The 17,284-nt window shown below is 68.3% G+C and carries 19 protein-coding genes; 9 read left to right on the plus strand and 10 right to left on the minus strand.

Annotated elements, in window-relative coordinates; genetic code table 11:
* Positions 1–69: 69 nt before the first annotated feature.
* The 3 genes from ASE10_RS13445 to ASE10_RS13455 all read left to right on the plus strand — a co-directional run bounded on the left by ASE10_RS13445 (position 70) and on the right by ASE10_RS13455 (position 3,615).
* On the plus strand, positions 70–1,155 hold the full coding sequence (locus ASE10_RS13445) for a DUF2891 domain-containing protein (protein ID WP_055906690.1): 1,086 nt from the start codon (positions 70–72) through the stop codon (positions 1,153–1,155).
* Between the two features lie 99 nt (positions 1,156–1,254).
* Positions 1,255–1,593, plus strand: coding sequence for an iron-sulfur cluster assembly accessory protein (locus tag ASE10_RS13450; RefSeq protein WP_055906693.1), 339 nt, complete (start codon positions 1,255–1,257; stop codon positions 1,591–1,593).
* Between the two features lie 261 nt (positions 1,594–1,854).
* Positions 1,855–3,615 carry a DUF885 domain-containing protein gene (locus ASE10_RS13455; RefSeq protein ID WP_082559820.1) on the plus strand — a complete coding sequence of 587 codons (1,761 nt, stop codon included), beginning with the start codon at positions 1,855–1,857 and terminating at the stop codon, positions 3,613–3,615.
* An 80-nt stretch (positions 3,616–3,695) separates the two neighbouring features.
* Here ASE10_RS13455 and ASE10_RS13460 read toward each other — a convergent pair whose 3' ends face one another.
* The 10 genes from ASE10_RS13460 to ykgO all read right to left on the minus strand — a co-directional run bounded on the left by ASE10_RS13460 (position 3,696) and on the right by ykgO (position 11,354).
* The gene (locus tag ASE10_RS13460; protein ID WP_056305397.1) at positions 3,696–4,901 is read right to left on the minus strand and encodes a TraB/GumN family protein; all 1,206 of its coding nucleotides are present in this window, start codon (positions 4,899–4,901) and stop codon (positions 3,696–3,698) included.
* 148 nt (positions 4,902–5,049) lie between these two features.
* Positions 5,050–5,790 (minus strand): hypothetical protein, encoded by a 741-nt coding sequence (locus tag ASE10_RS13465; protein ID WP_055906702.1) that lies wholly within the window; start codon positions 5,788–5,790, stop codon positions 5,050–5,052.
* A 279-nt stretch (positions 5,791–6,069) separates the two neighbouring features.
* A complete protein-coding gene (locus tag ASE10_RS13470; protein WP_055906705.1) occupies positions 6,070–6,996 on the minus strand; it encodes an alpha/beta fold hydrolase in 927 nt (308 codons plus the stop codon).
* Between the two features lie 22 nt (positions 6,997–7,018).
* Complete coding sequence (locus tag ASE10_RS13475; protein ID WP_055906708.1) at positions 7,019–7,630, minus strand: TetR/AcrR family transcriptional regulator; 612 nt, start codon at positions 7,628–7,630, stop codon at positions 7,019–7,021.
* A gap of 71 nt (positions 7,631–7,701) precedes the next feature.
* Positions 7,702–8,274, minus strand: coding sequence for a GNAT family N-acetyltransferase (locus ASE10_RS13480; RefSeq protein ID WP_055906711.1), 573 nt, complete (start codon positions 8,272–8,274; stop codon positions 7,702–7,704).
* Between the two features lie 5 nt (positions 8,275–8,279).
* On the minus strand, positions 8,280–9,167 hold the full coding sequence (locus ASE10_RS13485) for a carbon-nitrogen hydrolase (RefSeq protein WP_055906714.1): 888 nt from the start codon (positions 9,165–9,167) through the stop codon (positions 8,280–8,282).
* An 81-nt stretch (positions 9,168–9,248) separates the two neighbouring features.
* Positions 9,249–9,581, minus strand: a complete 333-nt coding sequence (locus tag ASE10_RS13490) for a hypothetical protein (protein ID WP_055906717.1) — start codon at positions 9,579–9,581, stop codon at positions 9,249–9,251.
* Between the two features lie 22 nt (positions 9,582–9,603).
* Positions 9,604–10,638: an agmatine deiminase family protein gene (locus ASE10_RS13495; RefSeq protein ID WP_055906720.1), complete on the minus strand. Its 1,035-nt coding sequence runs from the start codon at positions 10,636–10,638 to the stop codon at positions 9,604–9,606.
* Between the two features lie 39 nt (positions 10,639–10,677).
* Positions 10,678–11,013, minus strand: a complete 336-nt coding sequence (locus ASE10_RS13500; protein WP_055906723.1) for a hypothetical protein — start codon at positions 11,011–11,013, stop codon at positions 10,678–10,680.
* 215 nt (positions 11,014–11,228) lie between these two features.
* Positions 11,229–11,354 carry a type B 50S ribosomal protein L36 gene (gene ykgO, locus ASE10_RS13505; protein WP_036206164.1) on the minus strand — a complete coding sequence of 42 codons (126 nt, stop codon included), beginning with the start codon at positions 11,352–11,354 and terminating at the stop codon, positions 11,229–11,231.
* 189 nt (positions 11,355–11,543) lie between these two features.
* Here ykgO and cmk point away from each other — a divergent pair, with 189 nt between their 5' ends.
* The 6 genes from cmk to ASE10_RS13535 all read left to right on the plus strand — a co-directional run bounded on the left by cmk (position 11,544) and on the right by ASE10_RS13535 (position 17,271).
* On the plus strand, positions 11,544–12,230 hold the full coding sequence (gene cmk, locus ASE10_RS13510) for a (d)CMP kinase (protein ID WP_055906726.1): 687 nt from the start codon (positions 11,544–11,546) through the stop codon (positions 12,228–12,230).
* A 202-nt stretch (positions 12,231–12,432) separates the two neighbouring features.
* Complete coding sequence (rpsA, locus tag ASE10_RS13515) at positions 12,433–14,124, plus strand: 30S ribosomal protein S1 (RefSeq protein WP_055906729.1); 1,692 nt, start codon at positions 12,433–12,435, stop codon at positions 14,122–14,124.
* Between the two features lie 164 nt (positions 14,125–14,288).
* Positions 14,289–14,591: an integration host factor subunit beta gene (locus ASE10_RS13520; protein WP_055906732.1), complete on the plus strand. Its 303-nt coding sequence runs from the start codon at positions 14,289–14,291 to the stop codon at positions 14,589–14,591.
* 261 nt (positions 14,592–14,852) lie between these two features.
* The gene (locus tag ASE10_RS13525) at positions 14,853–15,107 is read left to right on the plus strand and encodes a LapA family protein (RefSeq protein WP_055906735.1); all 255 of its coding nucleotides are present in this window, start codon (positions 14,853–14,855) and stop codon (positions 15,105–15,107) included.
* A gap of 3 nt (positions 15,108–15,110) precedes the next feature.
* Positions 15,111–16,286, plus strand: coding sequence for a lipopolysaccharide assembly protein LapB (gene lapB / locus ASE10_RS13530; RefSeq protein ID WP_055906737.1), 1,176 nt, complete (start codon positions 15,111–15,113; stop codon positions 16,284–16,286).
* A 4-nt stretch (positions 16,287–16,290) separates the two neighbouring features.
* Positions 16,291–17,271: a hypothetical protein gene (locus ASE10_RS13535; protein ID WP_055906740.1), complete on the plus strand. Its 981-nt coding sequence runs from the start codon at positions 16,291–16,293 to the stop codon at positions 17,269–17,271.
* Positions 17,272–17,284 lie beyond the last annotated feature (13 nt).

Below are 17,284 nucleotides of genomic sequence, written 5' to 3' on the forward strand. Positions count from 1 at the left end.
GGATCGGCGCGGCCCGAAGCGCCGCGCGGCCGCTACACTCGGGCCATCGCAGGGGCAGGGGAGCAGCGCATGGGACGTGGCTGGATGGCGGTGGCGTTGTGGCTGTGCGCCGCGAGCGCATGGGCGCAGGCGCCGGCGACGCTGGACGAGGCCCGCGCCGCGCATTTCGCGAAACTGGCCCTGGACTGCGTGCAGCGCGAGTACCCGAACAAGCTCTCGCATCAGTTGCGCAGCGACGCCGACGCGCTGCCGCCGCGCAAGCTCTATCCGGCCTTCTACGGCTGCTACGACTGGCACTCCTCGGTCCACGGCCATTGGCTGCTGGTGCGGCTGCTGCAGCGCTATCCGAACGCCGCGTTCGCGCAGCCGGCGCGGCAGGCGCTGGCGGCCAACCTGACCGCGGCCAACATCGCCGGCGAGCTGGCCTATTTGCGCACCGGCGGCGACGAATCCTTCGAACGTCCCTACGGCCTGGCCTGGTTGCTGCAGTTGGGTACGCAGTTGCGCGGCTGGGACGACCCGCAGGGGCGGCAGTGGGCGGCGGCGCTGGAACCGCTGGAGCGCGAGGCCTCGGCGCGCTTCCTGCGCTGGCTGCCCAAGCTGACCATGCCGATCCGGGTCGGCGAGCATTCGCAGACCGCGTTCGCGTTCGGCCTGGCCCTGGATTGGAGCGAGCGCAGCGGCGACGCCCGGCTGCGCGCGGCGCTGAGCCAGCGGGTGCGCGAGTTCCATCTGGGCGACCGCGACTGCCCGATCGCTTACGAGCCCTCGGGTCAGGACTTCCTGTCACCGTGCCTGGCCGAGGCCGACCTGATGCGGCGCGTGCTGGCGCCAGCCGAATACGCGCGTTGGCTCAAGGCCTTCCTGCCCAGGATCCCGCGCAAGGCCGATGCCGGCTGGCTGACCCCGGGCGTGGTCCTGGATCCCACCGACGGCAAGCTCGCCCACCTGGACGGGCTGAACCTGAGCCGGGCCTGGATGCTGGAGGGCATGGCGCGCGGCCTGCCGCCCGGCGACCGCCGCATTCCGGCCCTGCGCGCGGCCGCCGCGCGCCACCGCGACAGCGGCCTGACCGCGGTCAGCGATGCCCACTACGCCGGCGCGCACTGGCTGGGCAGCTTCGCCACCTATCTGCTGGCACCGCCGGAAACTTGAAACGCTGTGTCGCGGCGCCATATCCACAGGGTCGCCGCGGCCGTCATGGCGCGCCTGTTACCATATCGCCTAGCAGCGAAAGTCCCCCCGAGAATCCCGATGTCCGTCAGCCTCGCTCCCGCCGCCCTCGAACGCGTCCGCCATTTTCTGGCCGAGGCGCCCGATGCCCTGGGCCTGCGTTTCGGCGTGACCCGCACCGGCTGCTCGGGCTGGCAGCACATCGCCGACCTCGCTCGCGATCAGCGCGAGGGCGACACCGTGTTCGAGCAGGACGGCGTGCGCATCTACGTCGACCCGATCAGCCTGCCGCTGGTCGACGGCACCCGCATCGAGTTCACCAAGCAGGGCCTGGGCGAGCAGTTCGTGTTCCAGAACCCCAACGTCAGCGCCGAATGCGGCTGCGGCGAGAGCTTCACTACGGCTGCCGACGCGGCCTGATTCAAAGCCGACTGGTTCAAAGCCGCCTGATCGCGCAAGGCCCGTCCGGGCCTGCGACTCCCGAATTACCTGATCGCCGCGCCACAGCGCGGGCGCCCTGCGCATGCGCGAGTTGCAGTCTCAAGCAACTTTGACACGGTCTCGCTCCAGGCCGCCCGGGGCTGTCCGAATTGGTCCGCTAGCCCTCGCATTGACTTTTGGCCTAGCGATTACCAGCAAGTCGCGGGCTAGACTCGGGCCTCGCTCCGAGGGGATGCAGGCATGCTCCGTAAGCTCATGTTCGCCGCGGCCGCCGCGGCTGTGTTCGTCGCCGCGCCGGTGCGCGCGCAAGACGCCGACGCCCGTCTCAAGGCGTATTTCGAAGCCGAATGGGAACGCGGGCTGGTCGAAAACCCCGAAGGCGCCAGCTACAACGGCGACAACCGTTTCAACGACCGCTGGACCGACCGCAGCCTGAGCGCGATCGCCCAGCGCGAGGCCGCCGACCGCGAGGCCCTGGCCAAGCTCAAGGCGATCGACCGCAGCGCGCTGTCGGCCGACAGCCAGCTCGACTACGACACCTACGCCTGGAACCTGGACCGCAATATCGAGCGCCAGAAATTCCGCGAGTACCTGCAGCCGATCAGCCACCAGGGCGGCGTGCAGACCGCCGACGGCATCGCCGAGGTGCTGCCCTTCGCCAGCGCCAAGGATTACCGCGACTGGCTGGCGCGCTTGAACGCGCTGCCGGCGGTGATCGAGCAGACCACCGTACTGATGCGCGAGGGCCTGAAGGAAAAACGCACGCCGCCGCAGGTGCTGATGCAGCGCGTGCCGGCGCAGATCGCCTCGCAGATCGTCGACGACCCCAGCAAGAGCGCGTTCTACCGCCCGTTCCTGCGCTTCCCCGCGAGCGTGCCCGAGTCCGAACGCGCCGCGCTGCAGGCCCAGGCCAAACAGGCGATCGGCGAGCGCATCGTGCCGGCGTACCGCAAGTTCGCGGCCTTCTTCAACGACGAATACCTGCCCAAGACCCGTACCGGCATCGCCGTGGCCGAGCTGCCCGACGGCAAGGCCTATTACGATTTCCTGGCGCGCTACTACACCACCACCGATCTCAGCGCCGACCAGATCCATCAGACCGGCCTGAGCGAAGTCGCGCGTATCCGCGCGCAGATGGAGAAGGTCAAGGCCGAGGTCGGCTTCAAGGGCACGCTGCAGGAATTCTTCGCCTACCTGCGCAGCGATCCCAAGTTCTTCCACAAGACCTCGGAGGAGCTGCTGACCGCGTACCGCGCGATCGCCAAGCGCATCGATCCGGAGCTGGTCAAAGCCTTCCACGTCATCCCGCGCCAGCCCTACGGCGTGCGCCCGATCCCCGACAACATCGCGCCGGACACGACCACGGCCTATTACCAGCCCGGCGCCGTCGACGGCAGCCGCGCCGGTTTCTACTACGTCAATCTGTACAAGCCGGAAGTGCGGCCGATCTGGGAAATGATGGCGCTGTCGCTGCACGAGGCCGTGCCCGGCCACCACTTCCAGTTCGCACGCGGGCTGGAGCTGCCGGAGCGGCCGATGTTCCGGCGCACGGCCTATTTCGTCGCTTACGGCGAAGGCTGGGGCCTGTACGCCGAGCAGCTGGGTTACGACATGGGCCTGTACGACGACCCCTACGATCGCTTCGGCCAGCTCACCTACGAGATGTGGCGTGCGGTGCGCTTGGTGGTCGACACCGGTATGCACGCCAAGGGCTGGAGCCGCGAGCGCGCGATCGCCTACTTCAAGGACAACGCGGCCAAGACCGACCAGGACATCGTCAACGAGGTCGACCGCTACATCGGCACACCGGGCCAGGCCCTGGCCTACAAGATCGGCCAGCTCAAGATTTCAGCGCTGCGCGCCAAGGCCAAGGCCGCGCTGGGCGAACGCTTCGACCTGCGCGCGTTCAACGACGAAGTGCTGGCGACCGGCTCGGTGCCGCTGCAGGCGCTGGAGGCGCATATCGACGCTTGGATTGCGGCGGAGTCTAAGCAGAAGTGAGAACTTGACCTCGTCCGGAGCCCATCCTCCCGGTCCCTACTTTTGCAGAAGGGGCCGGAGGATTTAGCGCTTAGCCGCCCTCAGCCGATCAACTTGCCCAACATCCGCAAGCCACCCGTCCACACGCCGATCGCGGTGCCCAGGCTGGTCAGGAAGAAGTTCAGCAGCACCCGCGCGACCCGGTTGCGCCACCAGCCGCGCCAGGTCTGGACGTCGTCGCGCAGGGCCATGAAGTCGGCGTAGGTCGGTTTGCGTACCCAGGCCTCGGTGAGCCCGCTGAGCGTGCCCGAGGCCAGGGCCGGGTGCAGCGGCGTGATCGGCGAGGCCACGAACGCGACCAGGATGCTGAGCGGATGGCCGCCGGCGATGGCGCAGCCGATCGCGCCGAGCACGCCGGTCGCCAGCACCCACTGCAGCAGCAGGTCGGAGCCGACGTCGATGCCGCCGCGCCAGAAACCCCAGACGAAGCCGCCGAGCACGAATGCCGACAGGAAGATCGTGAACCAGGGCACCGAGCTCTTCTGCGGCAGCGATTCGAGTTCTTCGCGCACCGTCGCCGGCGCGCGCGTCTCTTCGCGCAGGTGCTGGGTCAGGCCTTGCAGGTGGCCGGCGCCGACCACGGCCAGCACTTCGCGCGCGTCGCCGTGCGATTCGCGCAGGCGTGCGGCCATGTAGCGGTCGCGTTCGGCGATCACGCTTTCGTACAACTGCGGGCTTTCGCTGGCGAACTCGCCGAAGCTGGATTCGAGCATGTCGCCCTGCTTGAGCTTCTCGATCTCTTCTTCGCCGACTTCCTCGTCGGCGAACAAGGCCGCCAGCAGGCCGCCGCCGAGCTTGGCCCGGCCCCACCAGCCCAGCTTGCTGGAGGCGCGCTTGAAGGTCAGGCCGACCTCGCGGTCGATCAGGTGCACCGGCAGTTCGCGCTGACGCGCTTCCAGGACCGCGCGCTTGAGCTCGGCGCCGGGCTCGATGCCGAGCTGTTCGGCCAGCCGGCGCTGGTAGGCGGCCAGGGCCAGGTTGGCGGCGAACAGGGCGGTCTTGCCGGTGCGCAGGACCTGGATCAGGTCCAGCCGGGCCAGGGCGTCGGGGTCGGTGAGCGCCTGCAGGCGCTGCGGATCCAGCTCCACCGCGACGGCGTCGTAGGCGCCGCTGCCGATCGCGTCGCGCACCGCGTCCACGCTGGCCTGCGACACATGCGCGGTCCCCAGCAGGGTGTAGCGGACACCGTCGCGTTCGACGATGGCGTGGGGCTGGCCGTGCAGGCCGTCGGTCATCGGATCATTCATTCGGTCGTTGGGCCGTACGGGGGCTGGCACAGGAGGCCCGGCAGGATAGCGGCAAATCGCGTAGGTCCGACAGCGGCCGCGGCCAGAAGTGCCCTGGGGATTAAATGCTGGGGCGAAGTGCAGGGCCGAAGGGCCCGGACCTGCACGGTCAGCGGGTGCGGGCGTCGAACGGGGCCCGGTACCAGGCCACCAGGCCGACCGCGAGCAGCAGCGCGCCGATCCAGCGCAGCCAGAGCGGCCAGGCCGGCGCCGGCTGCAGCAGGTCGAGGCGGTTGACGAACAGCGTCTCGCAGGCGCCGTTGCCGGTGTCGTCGCGCGAGACCGAGGTGCCGCGCACGAAGTTCATGCCGGCCTGGTGCCTGTAGACCGCGAGCTGACCGCGCAGGCGCACCTGGTCGCCGACGCGCAGGCCGCGGATGCGTTCAGCGATGTCTTCGCTGTTGGTCAACAGGTGGTTGTTGGACAGGGCGCGGGTGTGCTCGGGGCCGACCGGCACGCCGTAGCCGTACTTGTAGTTGCAGGTCCACTGACCGTTCCAGAAGGCCATGTGCCGGTAGGCGCCGTCGCTGGCATTGGCGCCCCAGACCAGGCACAGGTCGGCGACGTTGAGATGGTCGTTGGCGCGCGCGTGGAAGCTGTCCCAGAACGTGTCCGAGTCGTGCCGGCTCACGATCAGGCCGGTGATGTCGTAGTCGGCGACCGGTTCGATGCGGTAGTCGACATCGCCGGCGCGCACCGAGTACGGCGCGTCCGAGCTCGGGCGCTGCAGCGGTTCGCTGCGGACCTCGGGCAGCAGCAGTGCCGGCTCGGGCACGGTGTCGCGCTTGTAGCAGCCCAATGCGAGCAGTCCGATGCCGAGGATCAACAGCAGGCGCGCCAGTGCGCTCATCGGCGCGCGCTCCGCCGCGCGTCCGGCCGCGCGGGCCGGGCGTGTGCTTGCCTGAGAGGTGCCACGGTTCGTCCCCCGATCCTGCCGCAGCCTCCAGGCCGCGTGCGCCCAGAGTAGAAGCAAGCGCCGATCCGCGACAAGACGCGACGCGGCCGGCGGTCGTCGGGCCGCCGGCCGATTCCGCTATCGAGCCGGTTCTATATGGCCGGGCTCTATTTCCGGCAGTCCCATCCGGCAAGTTTCCGCGCCGTCCGCGCCGTCCGCGCCGATGCCCAACGCTCAGGCCCAGCCGTAGGGCAGGTTCGGGCTCGACACCAGACGATCGCCGACCGCCTCGCCGTGCAGGAAGCGCCGCCCGGCTTCGATCACGCTGCGGTCTTCGAGCACGCGCTTGTGGCCCAGGCCGGTGGTGCTGAGCAGGCGCGAATCGGGCCAATAGCGTGCGTAGCGCTCGCCCTCGGACCAGGGCACTTCGCGATCGCCCAGGTCGTGCACGATCAAGGCCGGGCTGGCGATGACCGGTGCGTTCAGATGCGCCTGCTGTTCCTCGAAGCCGATCCCGATGCGCTGCTCGAAGTAGGCGAACATGCGCCGGCACAGGTGCTCGCCGATCCACACCAGACGGGCGAAGCGGTGCGCGGCCGCGACCGGGTCGGCCGCCGGCGCGATCAGCACCGCGCGCTCGGCGCGCAGCCCGCGCGCCATCGCCAGCAGGGTCGCCGCGCCGCCCAGGGAATGCCCGATCACCGCCGCCGCCGGGCCGTAATGGCGGCCGACCGCGAGCAGATGGCGGGTGAAGTCGGGCAGGGTGCTCTGGCGGCCCGCGCTCTTGCCGTGCGCGGGCTGGTCGAACGCGACCACCGCATAGCCGTCGGCGCGCAGGCCCTCCAGCCAGGGCGCGATGCGGGTGCCGTGGCTGGACCAGCCGTGCGCGAACAGCACGTAGGGCTGGGTCCGGGGATCGCCCCAGACATAGGTCGCGATGTCGTGGCCGTCGACCTCGAGCCGGCCCTCGCTGGCGCCGTGGCTGGGCGCGGCCAGGGCGCGGCTGCGCGAGGACGCGAACGGCGTACTGAACAAGCGTGCCGCCCGGCGCACCGTCGTTTCCGGGGCGAAGCGGCTGCCGATCAGGAAGCCCAGCCGCAGCCCGTATAGCTGAATAAAACTACGAACGGTCGTGCTAATTTTGGAGATGAGCGGGTACATGACGGAGCCTCTCTGCGCGAGATCAGGCGGTGGGGGAGGAGTAGGAACGGATCAGGCGTTCGAACGCGCGTTGCCCGCGCTCGACGCTGGGTTCGAAGCCGAACAGGCCGGCGTCGTGGTGCACGACCAGGGCCAGTCCGTAGATCTCGAACGCCAGCTGATGGGCGTCGGTGTCGGTCTGCAATTCGCCGGCGTCCACGGCCATCTGCACCGCGCGGGCGATGTCGTTGCGCCAGCGGGTTTCGTGCTGCAGGACGCGGTCGCGCAAGGGGCCGGGGCGGTCGTCGTACTCGCTGACGGCCGACAACAGCACGCAGCCGCCGGAGGTATGGCGGGCCCAGTCGAACCAGGCGGCGATGATCGCGCGCAGTCGCGGCAGGCCGCGCTTGGACTTCAGCGCCGGCAGCAGCACGTATTCGAGGAAGCGCTGGCCGGCGGCGTCGAGCACCGCCAGCTGCAGGTCTTCGCGCGAGCCGAAATGGGCGAACACGCCGCTCTTGGACATGCCCACGGCCTGCGCCAAGGGACCGATCGAGAGGCTCTCCAGGCCACCGCCGACGGCGATGCTGTAGGCCTGGTCGATGATCGCGTCGCGGGTGGCGGCGCCTTTGCCGGTGGCGGTCAGATTGGACATGGCGGAGAAAATAGCACGTTCGTTCGTTTTTAGGCTACCGCTCATCGGCAAGATTACGGCCAAAGGGCAGTTCAGGATGTGCCGACGCCACCACTTTGGGCGGCGCGTACCTCGGGTGGCGCGGCGCTGTCGCCCGCCCCGAGCGGCCGCAGCATCTGCACCGTGTCCAGCCAACGCCCGTGCTTGCGCCCCAGACCTGGGAACACGCCCACGGTGCGGAAACCCAGGCGCTCGTGCAGGGCCACCGAGGCGGCATTGGAGCCGTCGCCGATCACCGCCACCATCTGCCGATAACCGCGCGCCTCGCAGTCTTCGATCAATCGTTGCAGCAAGGCGCGGCCGACGCCGCGGCCCTGGCAGCCGGGCTGCACGTAGACCGTATCCTCGACCGTCCAACGGTAGCCCTCGCGGCTGCGGTAGCTGCTGGCGTAGGCGTAGCCGGCGAAGGCGCCGTCGAGTTCGGCGACCAGGTAGGGATAGCCCTGGTCGATCACCGCCTGCCAGCGCCGGCGCATCTCGGCCAGGTCGGGTACGGCGTATTCGTAGGTGGCCACGCCCTCGCGCACTTCCAGCGCGTAGAGCTCTGCGATCGCGACCAGATCGCCGGCGACGGCGGCACGGATCGCGACGGGCGCGGCGCTCACCGGCTTCAGTCGCGGTAGCGCTTGAGCAGGTCGCCGTAGGCGTCGATGCGGCGGTCGCGCAGGAACGGCCAGATCCGGCGCACGTGCTCGCTGCGGCCCAGGTCGACCTCGGCCATCAGGATCTCGGGTTCGGCCTGGACCGACTGGGCCAGGAACTCGCCCTGTGGGCCGAGCACGTGGCTGGTGCCCCAGAAATCGATGCCGGCCGCGTCCATGGGCGATTGCTCGTGGCCGACCCGGTTGCAGCTCAGCACCGGCAGGCCGTTGGCGACCGCGTGGCCGCGATGGCTGAGCACCCAGGCTTCGCGCTGGCGGTCTTTCTCGGCTTGCTCGTCGGTGGGGTCCCAGCCGATCGCGGTCGGGTACAGCAGCAGTTCGGCGCCGGCCAGGGCCATCAGGCGCGCGCCTTCCGGGTACCACTGGTCCCAGCACACCAGCACGCCGAGGCGGCCGACCGAGGTCTGGATCGGCTCGAAGCCGAGATCGCCCGGGGTGAAGTAGAACTTCTCGTAGAAGCCCGGATCGTCCGGGATATGCATCTTGCGATACTTGCCGGCGGTGGAGCCGTCGGCGTCGAAGACCACCGCGGTGTTGTGGTACAGGCCGGCCGCGCGGCGCTCGAACAGCGAACTGACCAGGACCACGCTGTGCTGCTTGGCCAGCGCGCCCAGGCGCTCGGTGCTGGGGCCGGGGATGGTCTCGGCCAGGTCGAATTCGGCCACCGACTCGTGCTGGCAGAAGTAGGGGCCGTTGTGCAGTTCCTGCAGCAGCACCAGCCTGGCGCCGCTCTTGGCCGCATCGGCGACGCGCGCCTCGATGTTGGCGAGGTTGGCCTCGCGCGAGCCGTGGTCGCGGTCCTGGATCAGGGCGACGGGCAGGGTGGTCTTCTTCATGTTCGGGCTCGGGATCCGGACGCAGGGCGATGAATATTCTAGGCTGCGCGCGCGTCCGCTATCGAATCCACGTTGAAATCTTCAGGACTCGCGGGCGGCGGCGTTGGCGCCGTCGATCACCCAGGCGATTGCGTTGGCAGCAATAAGCGCCACGAACACCAGCATCGCCTGCCTGGAGCCGGCACCGATTAGCCGGCACACGATCAAAGCCGTCAGGCTGTAGGTCAGGAGCGCCTGCAGTATTAAAGACCCTCGGCTCGCGCGCAGCCCATGACGCCAGTTGAATCCGCCGCGCCAGCGCGGGACGAACAGCCAGAGCCTCAGTAGCCGGGGCTTGAACCACAGGGCGATCAGCATCCCGGTGCCCCAGGCCGCGAACAGCACGCAGGCCACGATCTGCATTGCGGTGGTCATCAGGATCGGCGTGCTGTGCCGCTTACGCGACCACGCCCTGCGGCAGTTGCATGGTGATGCAATGCAGGCTGCCGTTCTGCCAGATCAGCGAACGGCAGGGCACCGGCACGATCTCGCGGTCCGGGAAAGCCTGGGCCAGCACGGCCTGGGCCGCGGCATCGGCGGCATCGCCGTAGGCCGGCATCAGCACAGCTCCGTTGACGATGAGGAAGTTGGCGTAACTCGCTGCCAGCCTTCGGTTTTCATCGATGACAGGCTGCGGCCACGGCAGCGCGAACAAGCGATACGGCTGGCCGTCGCGAGTGCGCAAGGCCGCCAGTTCGGCGGCCATGGCCTGGAGCTCGGCGTAGTGGCTGTCGTTGGGGTCGTCGCAGCCCTGGTAGACGATGGCGTCGGCCGCGGCGAAACGCGCCAGGGTGTCGATATGGGCGTCGGTGTCGTCGCCCTCCAGGTAGCCGTGGTCCAGCCACAGCACCCGGTCCTGGCGCAGCCAGTCCGACAGTTTGGCGGTGATCTGTTCGCGGCTGGCGTCGGGGTGGCGCTCGTGCAGGCACTGCCAGGTGCTCAGCAGGGTGCCCGCGCCGTCGGTTTCAATGGCGCCGCCTTCCAAGGCAAAATCAATGCTTTGGCGATCACTCTTCAAGAAGATTCCCTGCGAGTGCAGGCGCTCGACCAAGAGGTCGTCCTGGCTGGCGTCGAACTTGCCGCCCCAGCCGGTGAAGCGGAAATCGAGCAGGCGGAAACCTTCGCCCTGACGCAGGCTGATCGGGCCGGAGTCGCGCAGCCAGGTGTCGTCGTAGGGCGCCTCGACGAAGCGCACCCGGTCCATGTCGATCCGCGCCGAGGACAGGCGCGCACGGGCATAGGCCTGCACGTCGTCGTCGGCGACGCAGACGATCGCCGGCTGGAAGCGGGTGATCGCCGCGACCAGGGCGATGTAGGTTTCCTCGACCTCGCCCAGGCGGTCGGCCCAGTCGGTGTCGGCGTTCGGCCAGGCGATCAGGACCGCGGACTGGGGTTCCCACTCGGCGGGAAAGCGCAAGGCTTGCCCGGTCAATGCTTGCTCGGTCAAAGCTTAGGATCTCGTTCGGCGGCGTCAGCGCACGGGCGGCTTGGGCCCGATCTCTTCGGCGTCGGCCTTGTTGGCGACCACGTCGACCACCTTGTTCTTCTCGAAGTACACGGTGAACGCCGGGTAGACCCAACGGTTGATGGTGGGCCACTGGCGCTTCTGGCCGCCGCGCGGGTCCAGGCGTTCGGCCGGGGCGCCGTAGCGGGCCTCGACCTGGGCCATGGTCTGGCCGCGGACCGGCATCGCCGCCTTGTTCTCCTCGGACACGCGCTCGATCAGCAGGGTGTCGGCGGAGGCGGCGGTGGACAGAAGCAACAGGGCTGCGAACGCGAGTGCGGCGGGAGCGGTGCGGGACGTCATGGGTGCAACCTCGCTGGAGGACGCGAGATTGTACGCACAAGCCCCGATGCCACGGCAGCACGCGGCCGTCACGTTTTCGCGATCCGGCCAGGCGGGCGGGGCGATCGGACCGCAACGCAGAAAGGCCGCCTCGCGGCGGCCTTCCAGGCTAGCGGTCCGGGCGCGAACGCCGCGGACGTGCTTCTCAGCGCTGCCGCGCCTTGAAGCGTGCTTTCTTAGCGCTGACGCGCCTTGAAACGCGGGTTCGACTTGCAGATCACGAAGACCTTGCCACGGCGGCGGACGACTTTGCAGTCGCGGTGACGGTTCTTCGCCGACTTCAGGGAGGACAGGACCTTCATGACAGACCTCGGCAACAGGATTGGGTTAGACAGCCCGCGATCATAGCGGGTATTTCCCACTACGATCAAGTGTTTGCAGCAAATTATTTGGCTCTCGGCCGGGCCGGCGGTTCGCGGGGGCCTCGTTGCGGGGCCTTACCGGCCCGCAAACGGGCGGGAAAGGCGTGCCGTCCTTGCATAATAGCCGGCATGACGACTCCCTACGACAGCAGCACCCCCGTCCTCACCATCGACGGCCCCTCCGGCTCCGGCAAGGGCACCATCAGCCGCCTGGTCGCCCAATCCCTGGGCTGGCACTACCTGGATTCCGGCGCCCTGTACCGGGCGGTCGGCGTCGCCGCCGGCTGGGCCGACATCGACTTGGCCGACCCGGCCGCCCTGGTCCGCTGCGCCTTCGACACCCAGATCGGCTTCCGCGACGACGAGCGCGGCGAGCTGCGGGTGCTGGTCAACGACCAGGACGCCACCGACGAGCTGCGCACCGAGACCGCCGGGGCCGCCGCCTCGGCCATCGCCGCCATCCCCGAAGTCCGGGCCGCGCTCAAGGATCGCCAGCGCGCCTTCCGCCAGCCGCCGGGCCTGGTCGCCGACGGCCGCGACATGGGTACGGTGATCTTCCCGGACGCCCCCTACAAGGTCTTCCTTACCGCCAGCGCCGACGAAAGAGCCGAAAGGCGCTATAAGCAGTTGAAAGACAAAGGGGTTTCCGTTACTTTAGATGGTCTGCTGCGGGAGATTCTCGCCCGTGACGCCCGCGACGCACAGCGCGCGGTGGCTCCGCTGCGACCGGCCGACGACGCCGTGCGCATCGACACCACCGGCCTGGGCATCGCCGAGGTGGTCGAACGCGTGCTGGCCTTGTTGCCGGCGCGCTGACGTTTCCGCAAACGCGGACCGAACGCCGCAGAACACGCTGTAAACCACCAGCCCCGTCGCATCCGCGGCGGGATCCACAACGACACATGGCGCAGCTGCATCGCGCCACATAACGGGTGGGTCGACCACGTGCTGCTTGCGTCGCTACGACAGCGACGATGCCAGCCGGTGCGGCCCGTGTGTTCAACCGAGTAATCAACTAATGACCGAATCATTTGCCGAGCTGTTCGAACAAAGCCAGCAGTACCTGGCCAAGCTGAAGCCGGGCGCCATCGTTCTGGGTACCGTCGTCGAGGTCCGCGGCGACGTGGTCGTCATCAACGCCGGCCTGAAGTCCGAAGGCATCGTGCCGATCGAACAGTTCCGTAACGACGCCGGCGAGATCGACGTTGCCGTCGGCGACGAAGTCAAGGTCGCCCTCGACTCGATCGAGAACGGCTTCGGCGAAACCGTGCTGTCCCGCGAGAAAGCCAAGCGCGCGATGGTGTGGGACGAGCTCGAAGAGGCGCTCGAAAAGAACGAGACCATCACCGGCCGCATCAGCGGCAAGGTCAAGGGTGGTTTCACCGTCGACATCAAGGATGTCCGCGGCTTCCTGCCGGGTTCGCTGGTGGACGTGCGCCCCGTGCGCGACTCCGCTTACCTGGAAGGCAAGGAACTCGAGTTCAAGCTGATCAAGCTGGACCGCAAGCGCAACAACATCGTCGTCTCCCGCCGCGCGGTGGTCGAGAGCGAGTACAGCGTCGAGCGCGAGCAGCTGATGGAGAAGCTGCAGGAAGGCGCGATCCTCAAGGGCGTCGTCAAGAACCTCACCGACTACGGTGCGTTCGTCGACCTCGGCGGCATCGACGGCCTGCTGCACATCACCGACATGGCCTGGAAGCGCGTGCGCCATCCGTCCGAAGTCGTGGAAGTCGGCCAGGAGCTCGACGTCCGCGTGCTCAAGTACGACCGCGAGCGCAACCGCGTCAGCCTCGGCCTCAAGCAGCTGGGCGAGGATCCGTGGGACAACATCGCGCGCCGCTACCCGGCCGACACCCGCGTGTTCGGCAAGGTCAGCAACGTCACCGATTACGGCGCGTTCGTCGAGATCGAGCCGGGCGTCGAAGGCCTGGTGCACGTCTCCGAGATGGATTGGACCAACAAGAACGTCAACCCGTCCAAGATCGTGCAGGTCGGCGACGAAGTTCAGGTCATGGTGCTGGACGTCGATGAAGAGCGTCGCCGTATCTCGCTGGGCATGAAGCAGGTCACCTCGAACCCGTGGGAGACCTTCGCGGCCATCCACAAGAAGGGCGACAAGGTCGAAGGCCAGATCAAGTCGATCACCGACTTCGGCATCTTCATCGGCCTGGACGGCGGCATCGACGGTCTGGTGCACCTGTCCGACATCAGCTGGAACACCACCGGCGAAGACGTGGTCCGCAACTACAAGAAGGGCGACACCCTGGAAGCCGTCGTCCTGGCCGTGGATCCGGAGCGCGAGCGCATCAGCCTGGGCGTCAAGCAGCTGGAGCAGGACCCGATGGGTCAGTACGTCGCTTCCAACGCCAAGGGCTCGATCGTCAAGGGCGTGGTGAAGGAAGTCGACGCCAAGGGCGCCACGATCGAACTCGCCGACGGCATCGAAGGCTACGTCGCCGCCCGCGACATCGCCAAGGAGCGCGTCGAGGACGCCACCCAGTACCTCAAGCTGGGTCAGGAAGTCGAAGCCAAGATCATCGGCACGGACCGCAAGGGCCGTTCCATGCAGCTGTCGATCAAGGCCAAGGACGAAGCCGAGCAGCAGGAGGCCCTGGCCGACTACAACCGTTCGGCCTCGGATGCTTCCAGCGGCACCACCAAGCTGGGCGCGCTGCTGCGCGAGCAGCTGAGCGGCAACAAGTCCGAGTAATGCAATGAGTCGAGGCGCGCCGTTCCGGGCAACCGGAGCGGCGTCGCTGCAGTACCGCGGAGGCGGCCCGGCCGAGCCGGGTCGCCTTCGATTTGTGGCACCGTCGCGGCGCCGTTGTACCGGCACCGTCCCGACATCCCCGTACCAGAGATTGCGCTGCGCCCATGACCAAGTCCGAACTCATCGAGATCCTTTCGCAGCGTCAGGCCCACCTGAAGGGCGACGACGTGGATCTGGCGGTGAAGGCCTTGCTCGAAATGATGGGCGGCGCGCTGTCGGTGGGCGAACGCATCGAGATCCGCGGCTTCGGCAGCTTCTCGCTGCATTTCCGTCCGCCGCGCCTGGGCCGCAACCCCAAGACCGGCGAATCGGTCGCGTTGCCCGGCAAGCACGTCCCGCACTTCAAGCCCGGCAAGGAACTGCGCGAACGCGTCAGCGGCGTGGCGCCGTTGGACGATGAAGCTTGAAGCTAGCTTGAGGCTAGGAACTAGTTTCTAGGAATTAGGAAGTAGTTAGGCGGTTGTCGTGGCCTGCGCCACTACCAAGGCAATAGAACGAATCAGGAACGGTCAGAGCGGTGCTGCTCCTGACGGCCTCGTCCTGCCTGCCTCTTAGTCCTCCCAATCCGCCCCCTCATCCGGCCACGCCTTCTTTTACTAGCTCCTAATTCCTAAGAACTAGTTCCTAGCCTTAAGCTAGCAACATCGCGGACCCCGGACCCATCCCCCATGCGCCTGATCCGTTTCCTCATCGCCTTCGTCTGCCTCGCGGCCGGTGCCACCGTCGGCGCGCTCAATCGGCAGATCGTGCCCATCGACCTGGGCTTCGGCACCTTCCCGACCACCCTGGGCGTGGCCCTGATCGTGTCCCTGCTGATCGGCGTGCTCGCCGGCGGCCTGGCGATCACCGCCAGCCTGGTGCTGCCGCTGCGTCGCCGCCTGGCACGCGCCGAGCGCAGCGCCGCCCTCCCGCGCGAGGCCTGAGGCATGGCCTTCATCAGCGAGTGGTTCTGGTTCTTCCTGCTGCTGCCGATCGCGGCCGTCAGCGGTTGGGTGATCGGCCGCCGCGGCGGCGAGCGCCACAGCGACAACCAGGTCAGCCATCTGTCCACCACGTACTTCCGCGGCCTCAACTACCTGCTCAACGAGCAGCCGGACAAGGCCATTGAAATCTTTCTGCATATCGCCGAGCTCGACAAGGACACCTTCGAGACCCAGGTCGCGCTGGGCCACCTGTTCCGCCGCCGCGGCGAAGTCGACCGCGCGATCCGCCTGCACCAGGCGTTGGTGCAGCGTCCCGGCCTGAGCGACCAGCAGAAGGTCCAGGCGCTGCTGGCGCTGGGCGAGGACTACATGCGCTCGGGCCTGCTCGACCGCGCTGAGACCGTGTTCAGCGATCTGGTCGCGCTGGACATGGCGCCGCTGGCGCTGCGCCATCTGATCGGCATCTACCAGTCCGAACGCGACTGGGACAAGGCGATCGAGAACGCGCGCCGCTACGAGGCCGCGACCGGCGAACCGATGGGCAAGCTGATCGCGCAGTTCGAATGCGAACTCGCCGACCGCCACCGCGCCGCCGGCGAAGTCGACGCGGCCCGCGCAGCGGTCAAGCGCGCCTACGAGGCCGACGCCAACTCGGTGCGCGCGGGCATGCTCGAAGGCCGGATCGAAGTCGAGGCCGGCAACGACGCCGCCGCGATCCGCGCCTTCGAGCGCGTGGCCCGCGCCGATCCCGACTATTTGCCGGAAGTGCTGCCCTCGCTGCTGAGCTGCTACGAGCGCGACGGCGACCCGACCGGCGCGCGCGCGTTCCTGGCCGAGATGTGCGAGCACTACCGCGGCATCGCCCCGGTGCTGGCCCTGACCCGCATGGTCGAGGCCGAGGACGGCGTGCCGGCCGCGCGCGCCTACCTCGCGCGCCAGCTCAAGGACCGGCCCTCGGTGCGCGGCGAGGCCGCCCTGATCGACCTGACCCTGGCCGAGGGCGCCGATCCGATGGCGACCTTGCACGACCTCAAGCACATCACCGACCAGCTGCTGGTGCGCAACCCGAGCTACCGCTGCAACCGTTGCGGTTTCGGCGCGCGCAGCCACCACTGGCAATGCCCCAGCTGCAAGGAATGGGGAACGGTCAAACCGCTGCTGAACTACGCGGTGGTCTGATCCGATGGCCAGTTGGCTGATGACCCACCTGCTGATCGGAGCGGTCGGCACTTGGCTGGCGCGTTGGTACGCGCTGCGCATCGACCTCATCGACCACCCCGGCGAACGCCGCAGCCACGTCGTCGCCACACCGCGCGGCGGCGGCATCGCGATCGTGATCGCGCTGCTGGTCGCGACCCTGGCCCTGGCGGTGCGCCTGCCGGCGCAGGCGCCGCTGCTGGCCGCGTTCGGGCTGGGGCTGGCGCTGGTGGCCGGGGTCGGCCTGATCGACGATCACCGGCCGCTGTCGGCCTCGCTGCGGCTGGCTGTGCACGCGCTCGCCGCGGCGGTGTTTGCCTACGCGGTCTGGCACGTGCTGGACGCGCCCTGGCTGGCCCTGGGCGCGTTCGTGGCCGCGCTGGCGCTGACCAACGTCTGCAACTTCATGGACGGGATCAACGGCCTGGCCGCCAGTCAGGCGGCCCTGGTCGCCCTGGCCCTGGGCTGGCTGGCCGGAGCCCCGGGTGCGTGGCTGGGCCTGGCCCTGGCCGCCGCCTGCCTCGGTTTCCTGCCCTTCAACTTCCCGCGTGCCCGGATTTTCATGGGCGATGCCGGTAGCGGGGCGATCGGGTTCGCCCTGGCCGGGCTTGCGGTCTTTGCCTCGGCAGGCCTGGGCAGCCGATCAGCGGTCGTCCTGATGCCGCTTTCGGCCTTCCTCATAGACGCCGGCTTGACACTGCTACGACGCATGCTGCGCAGGGAGCGCTGGTGGACCGCACACGCGCAACACGCATATCAGGTCTGGGCGAGGAGAGTAGGGCACACCAAAGTCACATTCGCCTACGCCATGCATACCCTCGTAGCTGTGCTGGCGCTCCCAATACTGCTGCAAACGAGAATGGCTTTCATGTTGTGTACGGTTGCGGCGTGGTATATGTCCGGCGCTTTTTTGTGGTGGTGGTTACAGCGCGCCGGCTCCGAGCCGGCGTTGAATTCTCCCGGCTAGGTATAGGGGCATG

The sequence above is a fragment of the Lysobacter sp. Root76 genome (assembly GCF_001428685.1).
GTDB lineage: Bacteria > Pseudomonadota > Gammaproteobacteria > Xanthomonadales > Xanthomonadaceae > Lysobacter.